Consider the following 12,027-nt stretch of genomic DNA (forward strand, 5'->3'; position numbering starts at 1 on the left):
AGATTACACTAGAGTTTCACCACGACTTTCCCTGTAGACTTACCACTCTGAAACAGCTTGATGGCATCATGTAGCTGATCGAAAGCAAAAACACTCCCTACGAAGGGCTTGCCCAAATCCAGCTTGTTCATCGCCACCAATAGCTCATCCATGATCTCTACCTTCTCATACAACCAGATCAGGTTGAATCCCATCACCGATTTGTTCTCCTGTATCATCTGCTGTGGATCTAGTTTGGGACGGGTGAGAAACTTCCAGAGCAGTTTGAAGTAGTTGGGTTTAGAGCCCGGAGAGGCGAACTGCGAGGCACCCACGACGACCATTCTGCCCTGAGGCGCCATGGTCTTGTAGCCCGCCTTAAAGATCTCTCCCCCGATCGTCTCTATAATCACATTGAGCTCACGATCGCCCAGCGATTTTTTCAAATCCGCTTCGAATGCCTTGCTACGCACGATCGAAGCATCAAACCCTTCGCGTGCCAGCACGTCCAGTTTTCGGTCACTGCCGACTGTACCTACTGTGAACGCCTCGTAGCACTTGGCTATGCGGTTGGCCAGTATCCCTACACCACCTGCCCCACTGTGGATCAGGACATTCTGCCCTTTTTTCAATCCACCGAGATAGACCAGCGCATAGTAGGCGGTCAGTCCCTGTACGAGAAACGCCGCGCCCTCCTCCTCTGTCCAGCCCTCAGGCAACGGCACGATGTGCCTATCGTCGATATTGAGACGCGAGGCATAGCCCCCAAAGCGCGTCACGCCCATGACCTTGTCCCCTTTCTTGTAGGTGGTGACCTGATCGCCGACTTGATCCACCACACCACAAAACTCTAGCCCAGGCACGAAACTCCCCTTAGGCGTGGCACTGTACAGCCCATGGATGGCAAATACATCTGCAAAATTGAGCCCGATGGTTTTGACCTCCACTTGCACCTCATTGGGTTGTGGAGCGGCGATTTCTTCTTCTACTAGTTTGAGGTTGGCGGTAGAGCCGACTTTATCGATTCGGTAAGCTTGTCTGAGCATGTTGACTTGTTTTATTGGGACACAAAAGTAAACAAAACCGCCAACCTAGCCTTTAGCCAATAGCTCCCAATAATGAATAACCAACCGCACTACGCAAAACCTATTTGAGGACACAAACATTGTTTTTGGGAAGGTACTTCTGGTGCGCTCAAGGAAAGGTAACAAGAAAGAATAGAGTACTGATTGGTCAGCTGAGGCATGACACATGCCCTTAAGATACGGTCGCATTACAAATGCTGCCGAGCGGGATGGGCAGTAGCCCAGAGTCCTATCGTTGAGAACGAACATTCCCATCCCTAGACTTAAGAAAAGAGGCTATGAAAGTATGATTTAATGAACTGGAGGCGGTGCGTAAAGAAAATATCTGTTAGACGTTTTTAGCGAGGAGCCGGCCTGTAGGGTATGGATTGAGAACCGCTTGCCCCGTCCTGACGAAGAAAGGATCTGGCAGTGTGAGAGGCGCACCGTGTGCTTATGGCTCACGGCCGTCTACTCGATTAGGCATATTTTATTCTTTCCACCATTCAGCTTTCTCTTGCTCCCTAGCTACTCCATTTGCATTTGGTGACCAATAAGCATCTCGATAAGTCTGCCATCCATATTTCAAGTAACTATCAGATGGTGAAAAGCCTCCAGCTCCCATGTCAAGTCCATCAGACTTAGGGATTCTGAAGTCACCCCAGTTGCAGACTTTAGAACTATTGGAGTTATATGGCGTCCAAGTTCCTTCGAACTGGTTATTGATAAAGTTGTCCGAAAATATTCTTGCCACACCATAATCAATGTTGCCTTGTTCGTCTATGTAAAAGCTTGAGGTGAATACGCCTTTGAAGGTTCCTGCAAATTTCTGTTCTGGGTCTTCCTTGAGTTCATATGTTCCAGTAATTACCCCTGTTCTAAATATTTTTGGATTAAGCACATAATCAGCACCTTCATGATAATCTCTGGTAAACTCTTGATAAGCATTGATAACAAACTGCCCTTCGAAATCACAGATGTTCGATTTCACCTTAGATTTCCCTTTTACTGCGTAGGTGTTTGCAGTTTCTGATTGTTGAATACTGGTAAAATGGATGAAGAACCTTTGTTTGTTGGCACCAATGTAGCCAAGAGGTTCAGGTCTTATTCCTCCCCAAATGTCGGTTTTTTTTCAATTCTTTTGTTGTCCAGATCTTCGAGAAGTTCAGACGTTTAATGCTTTCATCAAATTCCCCGAGATTCTTATGCCTGTTTCCGAATTGTCGGTCAAGAAAAGCCTTATATAGTTCTTTATCTTTGTCCGATTGAAAACCGCAAAGAGTTATGATGATGAATAAGTGAATTATGCCTGACGTCCGCGTATGGCGATGTGCCCACACGGTTTGATAAAGTACTAAAGTAGCCGAATCGCGACAAACTACAAAAGTTCGTTTAGCCGTTCCTGTTGATCGGGAGTGCTTGAGTCACGAATGACCATTCCTCGGTATTCTATTGATTCTGAGCGGAGCGGCGGTGCTGTTCCCCGCACACCTTCGGTCACGCAGCATGGGCATTCGCTATACGCACTGTTACAGGCAGTTTTTAATAATCACTTCGTTCCGTAGTTGAGTAAGGCAGATAATCAATTCACCCACATAAGTTGATTTTTCAATCATTTGTTCGTTCGAGTATGACGGAGCTAGTGTTGCCACAAGTTCTGAGGCTTGTTGCCTATAAATGTCTGTGAGTTTGGTGTTGTAAAAACCAACTAACCGTCCGTTTTCATCAAATCCACCTGAAGATGTTATAAGTTGATCTTCAAGGTTTTCGATTGCTTTAGTGGCTTCACAATCGCTGACAACATTCTTAAAGGCGGTTGCTTGGTTCCAATAGTGAGCAGTCATAAGCTCAGTGTAATGTTCTTTTAATTGAGGTGGAGTGTTCAATGGAATAATATCCCACACGATCATGATTACTGGAAGAAATATCAAAGCCAGTTCAGCTCCGATAATGTTGGGGTTGAGCCAAATGTATATAGTTCCAACTACGATAGAGAGTACTGATAAAGCTGCGGTAATAATCATCATTTCAGAATTGCCAGGTAAGCGCAGAATTTTCATCAAAGTGTAAATGACAATTGATACTGTTGTTACTGATATTGATATGAGAAATGCAGAGGCTAATTTCTTACCGCTTTGTAGAATTTCTTTTCTGCTGTTCAGAGTTATGTAGATTAGTAATATGGGAAGTACTATAAAAAGCATCAGCAGGCCAATAGACTTGAGTTCGGGTATGAATTGCAGTACTATTCCAAATATGGCTGTAACTAAGATGCCATTCTTAAAGTTGATCTTCATTCGGTTCGGTTAATTGCCTGTAACATTTCGCTATACGCAATTGCGTATATATACTATTGGTATCAACACTATGTTAGTCATTGATATCCCCAAGAATACTCCTTACCCCTGATAGATACAAGCAAGCGGGTCTCTAATATCAAAAAGTACGGCCTAAATATACCTAGATACAGGGGGGCTATTCAGTGAAGTGTGTCGGGATATGCTCCTGACGTCTCCGAGCCTTCGGATTTGTTCCTGACGTCATCGGGAAGGAAACCGTGACGCTAAATACTGTCCTGCAGGCTGCAGAAAGGGGCTGTTTTTGTCTTTTCAAAAACCCGTGCAGGTTCGACTCAAAATCTGCACGGGTTTGACCTAAAGTCTGCGCAGATTCGGAACAAAGTCTGCGCAGGTTTGATCTAAAGTCTGCGCGGGTTCGGAGCAAAGTCTGCGCGGGTTTATAGCAAAGTCTGCACGGGTTTTCTAGCAAACCTGTACAGGTTTAGCATAAAGTCACAGCAGGTTTGTGGCAAAGTATCAGTAGGTGTTTGGTAAAGCTTCAGTAGGTTTGGGACAAAGTCTGCGCAGACAAATCAAAAGAGGTGTAACTATAAAAGTCTGAAATCCATATTATACGTAGGTGCCCCTTGAGCTCAACGAATTTAACAGTATTGTATGCCGCCCCTCTGACTCCCCTGGTCGTAGCGTCCGCTCGATTACAAGTAGCTTAACACCAAGCTCCCTTCCTCTCCTGCATACTGTCTGGCAATCCACTCTCTGTGGCTTTCTGCATTTGCTTTATCCTCCAAGATATCCTTGATCTGTCTAGATCTGAAACGCTTAAAATCTCTAATCACATCTGACAGCCCCCCTCAGATACACCAATAATCAAATGATCATAACAATGCTTCAGACTTGACATGATGCTTTCTTTGAATCGTCTCGTATAAATATATCTACCCAATTCACAACAGTAAAAGTCACACTGTGAACCGATAACTGATCACGAACTGCATATTTTCTAGCCATCAATACAAGGTAAACACATTCTACAAAACGCCAATAACGAGCGGATGCCCTTGGCTGTATTGGGTCGTAGTGGACGCTACGACCAGGGGGGGGGGGGATTTCTTCGGGTTCTTATGCAGTTTGTAGAAAGCACATAGGCACATGCCTTATACATCATGTTGTAGGGCGTTCATTTCAAGTTTTGTTGGATGTTTGGGTTGATTTTGAGTAGTTCGTTCACAAATCCTGCTCTGTCGTTCGGTGAGATAATTACAGAGTCCCATTTCCCGTATTTAAGTTCAATTCGATCCAATGAAGCTGCTGGTGAAGATATTGGGTTTCGTGTCCGGTTAATAGATTTAATAGATGAAATTTTGACAACTGCATTATAGAGAAATCCACACTTTATTAAGAGTTCATTTTTGTCGTTGATTCGATAAGTTGTTTGGAAGAAAACATGCAAGATGAATGCAATTGTCAGTACCATAATCCCAATTATAGTTAAAGTTGCCCTAATTGGAGCTCCGTTAATAATCGGTAAAAATGTTATGCCAAAACATAAAATCAATACTGGAATCAAGATTTCGTATCCAACCTTAGATTTAAATTCTTTCATTATCTCATATTTACGTTATACAGTCATGCCCTACAACGTACATATAAAGTACACCATGCACTTTATATCTACTATGTAGTATCCAAATCTAAAGTTTTTTTGGTTAGCTGGAGAGATAACGTAGGCTTTAGGGCGTAAAACTCCCTAAAGCCTACGAGAAGGACACCACTCTATAGCAGCCTACTCCTTCATCACTTTGGTTTGGATCTCCTCCTCTCCCGAGCGAACCGTGAGCAAGTACATGCCTGTTTGCCAAGCAGACATATCGATGGCATTGTCACCCGATGACAACTGCAAGCGAGCCAGCGCTTGACCTTCTAGGCTGTAGACGGTCGCTTCACCACTCTCATGACTCCCGATATCGATTTTCAGTTGGTTTTGCACAGGGTTGGGGTAGACTTGGACATCTATCTGCTGCGCTGACTGTGCCTCACTGATATCCGCCACTCTCGACCCTCCATTGGACCAGACGAAGGCATCCAGTGCCCAAGTCGGCTGGCCGTTGCTCTGCCAGCAGTGCTTGCCATAGCCTGCCCAGTTGTTGTAGCCCTGTGGCTCCCAATAGAACACCCCCAAACTACCGTTGGCTGCTGATTGGTTGATGATTTCGTAGAGCGCATCGTAGGACGTAGCGATCGGTGAGGCAGCCATGCCTACTTCGCAGAGCATGGTACTCTTGCCGTAGCGGTTGGATAGGTAGCCGATGTTGTATGCGTAGTTGCTCACCGTAGATTGCCAAGAAGATCCCGGATACAGCGAAAGCCCAATAATGTCATAGGTCGCTCCATAACTCGCCAAGCCATCCAGGTTCCATTGCAACACAGACAGGTTCTCGCCATTCGCGAGATGCACGATAGTCTTTGCATTCGGGAATACCGATTTGGAGGCATTGTTCCCCGTATTGACCAACCAAGCGTAGTTCTGAAAACCATTGGTGGATGCTTTGCCCAGAGGCCACATCATCCCATCATTGGTCTCGTTACCGATCTGAACCCATTTGGGGGTTACGCCTGCATTTTTGACAGCTGTCAAAACACTGACCGTATGGTTCCATACGGCATTCATCATCTGGCTCATGTTGTAGCCTGACCATGCCGCTGGTGGAGTTTGATGGCCCGGATCTGCCCAAGTGTCGCTGTAGTGAAAATCAATCATCACATCCATCCCGGCATTCTTGGCCCATACCGCTTTGGTGACGACATCACTTTGGTTGTTCCATCCACTAGCAGGGTTGACCCACACACGGAGGCGGATGGCACTCATGTGGTGATCCTTGAGGATGTCATGTAGTGGTCTACTGTATCCGCTATCATCGTACCACTGATAGCCCGAGGCGATCATCTCACTCTGCCAACTGATGTCGGCTCCTTTGACGAATTGCGCGTGTGCCAAAGGAGAAATCAGGCATAGCACGAGTGCACAGAGGATGATTCCCATCCTCTTGGTTAAAAATGTAAACATAATCTAGTCTATTTAAATTAGTAGCCCCTCACTTGAGAGGCGATCATAATCATTGCTTTTCATGCTGTTGTTGTGGAAAAGAAATAATCATGGGCGCAACGGACGGTTGCGCCATAGACCTGATTTGACCTTATGCTACTTTGTCAAGCGTATGCTTTCGATGCTGTATTGGTAAGTCTCCTGTCCCCCGATAGAAATCTGTATCGATTCGACCCGAGAGATGTCTAGCTGCTCCACTACGGCACTGCGCTCGAAGTAGTAGGGCAAAAAGCCTGGGTAGGGTCTCGGTAGCGTCACCAGCTGCGTCGGTTTCAGATCTGCCAGCGCCAAACTGTAATCCTTCGCTTCTGCACCGAGCGTCACTGTCGCCCCAAAACTACTCCCGTCCTCACCGATGAGTGTGACTGTCACAGGCGTGTCGCGCTGCGAGCTTCCTCGGAGCACCAGCTGCGTATAGCCTGCCAAAGCTGCGGCTCTCGCCCCGATCACATCTCCAAAATATGACCGCACCGAATAGTCCGTCATGAGGCTCTTGTCTTCGTTGGTGGGCAACTGCTCCATATCGAGGGTCAAGGTAGACTTGGCAGGCTCAGCACTCGGCAGCAATGCCACGTCTGAGGACCACACCCAGTTCAGCTCTTCAAAATCCCGCGCTGCATCGAAGAGATATAGATCCGAATCCTCGCCCACGACTCTCGTGGTATAGGTCGCCTCTTGGTAAAAATCCCAATCCTTCGGTGCGCCCATCACTCCAGCAGGATAGGTCTTCGTCCCCTCCTCAGTCTCCACGAGCAGATAATAACTGAAATACCCCGCTTTGACCGCCTCCGCAGGGACCGTCACTGCATAACTATAACCCGCCGTTCGTTGCATGTCGTAGGTCTTTGCGCCCCATGTATTGGGGAGGATTTTGACCGATGCAGGTGCGGATGCACTGACGACCTCCGCCTCTATCTCTAGTGCTGTGCCAGCGGTCACTTCCTGTGTCGCGCTGTGCAGTACGACAGTCCCTTCGAGAGTGGTCGCAGGGGCGGTGTACTCCCCTAGTCTGATGTTTTTATAGGTATCTGCTGCGCTCCACTTTACGGCTTTCCCCTTGCGGGAAATGAGGTACGTGCCGGGCGATACAGCGACAGTCTGCCCTTCTGCTTTTCCGCTCACGGCATTTCCTGTATTGATGCCTTGGATGGAAAAATCCTTTCCCAAATCGGGCAACTGCACCGTCATCGGCCAGGTATTCCATACGATATCGGCGAGCTTCTTGTCAGGGCTATTGGTGCCAAACAAGTTGTCGATCCACACGGCATCCGGCATCACCTCTAGTCTCCAGACTCCTTTCTCCAGTTGGTCGAGGAAGTAAGCCCCTCTCCCCTCGTACTGTACCACTGCAGAGTTGCCAAAGCCAGCGATCTCTTTCAGTTTCTTCGTATTGGACGGTAGGGTACTCGTGTGATTCGTATAGTAGAATTTGTCCTCCGTGACCATCTCTGCTAGATCCTCCTCGTAGCTGACGCGAAAGGCTTCAAAAGACGCATTGGCAGGATAGGCCCCATAGTCCGCATACACGGGCACTTGGTGAAACACCTCCGAACATATCTTCAAACTCAGCGCCTTTTGCGGAGCGTAAACTAGATTCATGTAGTGGGTATCGTACTCGGTATTGTTGGCAGCCATGTAGGTCGGGTCATAGGCAAAATGTGTCGCCCACTGGATCCCCGCTGTACGAAAACTCCGTGCCATGGCAGGGTAAATGTACGAGCGGCCCACGTCTGCTGCATCAAATTCGTAGACCACTTTCGCTCCTTTCTTGAAGCCCTCATGTGCCTTGAACGGGATGTCATAGTTGTCCACGTTAGGCAAAAGATTGCCTCCGATTTCTTCGCCAGACCCTAGTCCAGTAGGATACCACTGAAAGGTCCCACCATCGATCCCTGCTGCGTAGTAGGCATCCTCTAGGTGTATGCTGTGGCTGACGTTGTAGAAGATCGGCTTTTGGCAGCCTGTTTTCTTCATCGCCTGCACCATCTTGCTGACGAATGCCGTCACTTTCTCTATCGACTCGTCGTGGTGCGGCTCATTGCTCACCTCGAATGCCACGATATCTGGATCGTCCTTGTAGGCAACTCCTGTGTAGGGGTTGACGTGATTGAGAAACTGATAGAGATAGTTGGCCTGCGCCTCTATGGCATCTGGGTGGGTCAAGCAATCCTCTTTGCCGTACTTGTTGGCAAAGCCTGGTGTTTTCTCCGCTGGTTCGGGCCAGCCGTTGTCCCAAAACGCAATCGGTGTGATGAGGAACTTCATGTTGCGCTCCTTCATTTTCATGAGCATGTAATCGAACAGCTCCAAATGCTCGTTTTCGATCAAATTGCCCAACGAGTCACAGATCTCAGTGTCCCAGACGTGTACACGGTAGGCATCAAACCCCAATCGTGCAAAATGATACACGTCTTTGTCGATCTCCGCTTTGATGTCTATCCCTTGGCGCATAGCCGTGCGGTAGGCATGCGCAAACGGCACGGTATAGTTGACCCCAAAACCCTGCACCTCGGTCTGGTCTGGCCAGTGCATGATTCCGTTGGCATCCACGGTCACATCAGTACGGCCACCCGTGCTGTTTTGTCCCTGCGATGTATGCACCAGCATCACCGCGATTATCATCAGATATATATGTTTCATCGTAAAAATCTTTCGCAATACACTCCCCTTCAGCCTATCTCGCGATAGCTGTCCGGTGTATTTTTCTATGTCCTTGTTTATGCTTACTTGGCGCGTAGGGAGTCCTTACTCCTGCCCCTCATAGGTAGCGGTCATGTAGTCAAATCCGGCGTTGGCATTGCCGTCATAATCAAAAAATGCGTTGTTCTCCCAAGCAGAGCCTGTACCCCAGAGATCTTTCATCTCCGAAGAAATCCAAGCGGGCTCCCAATAGATGACACCCATTCCGCCGGCATTGATCATGCTCTGCGTGATGGATTGCAACAAATCCGATTGTCCAGTCGGCGTGTATGGATAGCCTGACAGTGCCTCTTCTCCACCGAAGAGGTTGTTGTACCCATCGTCTCCCTCGGTCGTCCATGGATAGGCTGTCTCTAGGATCATCACGTCCTTACGGTATTTGGCCTTGAAGCCCGCAACCGTCTCCTCCAACTGCGACAGACCAATCGTCGTGTGCCACAGTGGGTAATATGAAAACCCGATGATGTCGTACCCCGATAGTCCGAGGTTGTCAAACCACCAGTCGACGTTCTTGGGATCAGCGACATGTAGGATGACCTGAGTATCCACGGTAGAATTGGCTTCTACATCGTTGACGGCCAAGATGCCCTTGTTGATCACCGCTCTAAAATTCGTCCAACTGTCGTTGCACACGTTGCAGTTTGGGAAAGCCGCTTTGGCATCCGAGTACATCATGCCGCAGTTGGTCTCATTGCCTAACTGTACGTACTCTGGCATCAGGCCTTTGTCGTTGAGATAGGTCAGTGTCTTGTGCGTGTAGTTGTAGACCGAGTCCTCTAGCACCGCGATATCTGTGATGTCTGCCCATGCCTCAGGCACATACTGCTTCTCTGGGTCTGCCCAGGTATCACTGTAGTGAAAATCCAAAAGTACCTGCATCCCTGCGGCCTTGCTCGCGACGATCGCACGCTCCACATCGGCTAGATCATTGTACATCTGGGTTCCGTCCTCGCCGTAGACCTCTTGTGTCCATGTCGGCGTGTGCCACAGTCTGAGCCTCACGATTTGGTTTCCCTTGTCGGCAAAAATCTCGTAAGGATTCGTCTCCTGTCCTTCTACTTGAAAAATCCCTCCTTGGTCCAAAATCTGATTGACATAAGACAAATCAGCGCCAAACTGAAAATCAACTACTTCCGGCTCTGGTTCTGGATCGGGATCAGGAGTTGATCCTTCGTCCTCACTGCAGTTCCACAGGGTCAACAACATCAAAAAGGCGAATAAGAGGTTCATCTTGGATATCTGATTCATGTTACAAAACATCTAATTTAAACCTGAAATATTGACCAAAGGCAGCCTCTGATCAATATTTGAGGTATAAAAAGTTAAAAGTACAATATTTAAAAGCCGCTCTTCAGCTGACAGTTTTCGACAGCCCACGGCTATCTGTTTGGTTCTAAGGTTATCTCGGAGCAACTACACGCCACGAGATAGTTTAGTCATTGCTTATTGAGTCAACTCGATGGTTTTGGCTGTCAAGTCAATGGCTATCGTATAGCTACCGGTCTCTCCCACTACTACAAAATTGCTGTCTGCATCTTCGTTGTCTCCGAGTACTTCCGTCACCGAACCTTCGGCGAAGTAGCTGTACCCGAACACAGGGTCACTCCAGTTGTCCATTTCACCAAAGAATCTAAACGAAGACCCGTTGGTAAAATCGGTAGTCCCTTCGAACTTGCCATCCCCGAGGTAAGTCAGTTCGTAGGCTGTCCCAAAAGACCACCCTTGGTCATCTCCCACCAAAAACAGCGTCGTGACTTCCGTTGGTGTTTCTTCCTCTTCCTCCTCTTCTTCTTCTAACTCTCCAGCGACCATCTCGATCGTCTTCTCATTGAGGTTCACTGTGATCGTATAAGCTCCCGTGGCTGCACCGTTGGTGAAGTTGTTGTCTGCAGGTCCGCCGTCCGTCAAATCAGCAGGAATCGTACCTCCTTCGAAGTAGGTATAATTGTACTGCGTAGCAGCCCAATCGGCGTGCTCAAAGAATCTCCAAATACTCCCCTGCGTGAAAGTGGTCGTCCCTTCGAACACACCCGGAGCAATCGCTCCCAACTGGAAAGCTGTGTTGGTATCCCATCCCTGGTCATCACCAATGATATACAGCGTCGGCGCATCTTCCATCGTGATGGTCTTGGTGTTGAGGTTCACTGTGATCTGATAGTCTTGATCGGTGCTCGTATACTGGAAGTTGGCGTCACCATCCCCCGAATTGATCAACACATCGGGTATCGTTCCACCTTCGAAATAGTCTGCATTCCACTGGGTAGCAGCCCAAGCTGGCGTCTCGAAGAATCGGAAAAATCCGTCAGCCACAAATGGGCCGATACCTATGTACTCACCTGGACCTGTACTCTCCAAAACCATCGGAGCAGCCAAGTCCCAATTTTGGGCATCCCCTATCAAATAGATCGGAGGGAATGTCGTCGCGTAAGGAGTCACCGTTGCGCTGATTACATTAGAATAAACAGGGTCAACTCCTTCTCCTATAGAGGATGCTACTCTAAAATCAACCGCATAAGCTTGTTCAGCTGTAGCACCCATACCTAGAATCGTAGTGTTCAACGAAGCATTAGCTATCACCAAACTGTCCGCCTGCGTCGTACCTAATCCCTTAGCCTCTGCAAACTCGGTACCTGCAGCAGCTACTTGGAGCGTATAAGTCACAGATGCCGAAAAACCATAATCAGCTTCTGTCCATTCAAACTCATCAAATGCCTCGGCTCCCTCGTCATATAGCAAGATATAGCTACTAGAAGGCAACTCCGACAATTCGTTCACCGCTGATTCTGAATCCAAAACCGCTTTTTCTACTAATTCCTCCTCACAAGAAATCAACACCAATGAGGCCAGAATGAATGTGTATATTTTTATGATATTCTTCATG

The 12,027-nt window shown here is 47.8% G+C and carries 8 protein-coding genes; all 8 read right to left on the bottom strand.

Translation table 11 applies throughout. The features are described from left to right. Positions 1-8 precede the first annotated feature (8 nt). The 8 genes from BGP76_RS09980 to BGP76_RS10015 all read right to left on the bottom strand — a co-directional run bounded on the left by BGP76_RS09980 (position 9) and on the right by BGP76_RS10015 (position 12,026). Positions 9-1,025, bottom strand: a complete 1,017-nt coding sequence (locus BGP76_RS09980; protein WP_119844555.1) for a zinc-binding dehydrogenase — start codon at positions 1,023-1,025, stop codon at positions 9-11. Positions 1,026-1,533: 508 nt separating this feature from the next. Further along, the gene (locus tag BGP76_RS09985) at positions 1,534-2,034 is read right to left on the bottom strand and encodes a hypothetical protein (RefSeq protein ID WP_119844556.1); all 501 of its coding nucleotides are present in this window, start codon (positions 2,032-2,034) and stop codon (positions 1,534-1,536) included. A gap of 538 nt (positions 2,035-2,572) precedes the next feature. Next, complete coding sequence (locus BGP76_RS09990) at positions 2,573-3,340, bottom strand: hypothetical protein (protein WP_073125471.1); 768 nt, start codon at positions 3,338-3,340, stop codon at positions 2,573-2,575. A gap of 1,180 nt (positions 3,341-4,520) precedes the next feature. Then, the gene (locus tag BGP76_RS09995; RefSeq protein ID WP_119844557.1) at positions 4,521-4,946 is read right to left on the bottom strand and encodes a PH domain-containing protein; all 426 of its coding nucleotides are present in this window, start codon (positions 4,944-4,946) and stop codon (positions 4,521-4,523) included. A 180-nt stretch (positions 4,947-5,126) separates the two neighbouring features. Further along, positions 5,127-6,407: a glycosyl hydrolase 53 family protein gene (locus tag BGP76_RS10000; protein WP_147407447.1), complete on the bottom strand. Its 1,281-nt coding sequence runs from the start codon at positions 6,405-6,407 to the stop codon at positions 5,127-5,129. A gap of 135 nt (positions 6,408-6,542) precedes the next feature. After that, the gene (locus BGP76_RS10005) at positions 6,543-9,086 is read right to left on the bottom strand and encodes a hypothetical protein (RefSeq protein WP_147407448.1); all 2,544 of its coding nucleotides are present in this window, start codon (positions 9,084-9,086) and stop codon (positions 6,543-6,545) included. 105 nt (positions 9,087-9,191) lie between these two features. Continuing rightward, a complete protein-coding gene (locus BGP76_RS10010) occupies positions 9,192-10,394 on the bottom strand; it encodes a glycosyl hydrolase 53 family protein (RefSeq protein ID WP_119844560.1) in 1,203 nt (400 codons plus the stop codon). A 195-nt stretch (positions 10,395-10,589) separates the two neighbouring features. Then, on the bottom strand, positions 10,590-12,026 hold the full coding sequence (locus BGP76_RS10015) for a SusE domain-containing protein (protein WP_119844561.1): 1,437 nt from the start codon (positions 12,024-12,026) through the stop codon (positions 10,590-10,592). Between the last annotated feature and the right edge of the window lies 1 nt (position 12,027).

Origin of the sequence: Reichenbachiella sp. MSK19-1, from assembly GCF_003590315.1 — a bacterium.
In the GTDB taxonomy this organism is placed as follows: domain Bacteria; phylum Bacteroidota; class Bacteroidia; order Cytophagales; family Cyclobacteriaceae; genus Reichenbachiella; species Reichenbachiella agariperforans.

Coding starts and splice junctions, on each gene's coding strand:
- BGP76_RS09980 (WP_119844555.1), bottom strand. CDS start 1,025: ATGCTCAGACAAGCTTACCGAATCGATAAAGTCGGCTCTACCGCCAAC.
- BGP76_RS09990 (WP_073125471.1), bottom strand. CDS start 3,340: ATGAAGATCAACTTTAAGAATGGCATCTTAGTTACAGCCATATTTGGA.
- BGP76_RS09995 (WP_119844557.1), bottom strand. CDS start 4,946: ATGAAAGAATTTAAATCTAAGGTTGGATACGAAATCTTGATTCCAGTA.
- BGP76_RS10000 (WP_147407447.1), bottom strand. CDS start 6,407: ATGTTTACATTTTTAACCAAGAGGATGGGAATCATCCTCTGTGCACTC.
- BGP76_RS10005 (WP_147407448.1), bottom strand. CDS start 9,086: ATGAAACATATATATCTGATGATAATCGCGGTGATGCTGGTGCATACA.
- BGP76_RS10010 (WP_119844560.1), bottom strand. CDS start 10,394: ATGAATCAGATATCCAAGATGAACCTCTTATTCGCCTTTTTGATGTTG.
- BGP76_RS10015 (WP_119844561.1), bottom strand. CDS start 12,026: ATGAAGAATATCATAAAAATATACACATTCATTCTGGCCTCATTGGTG.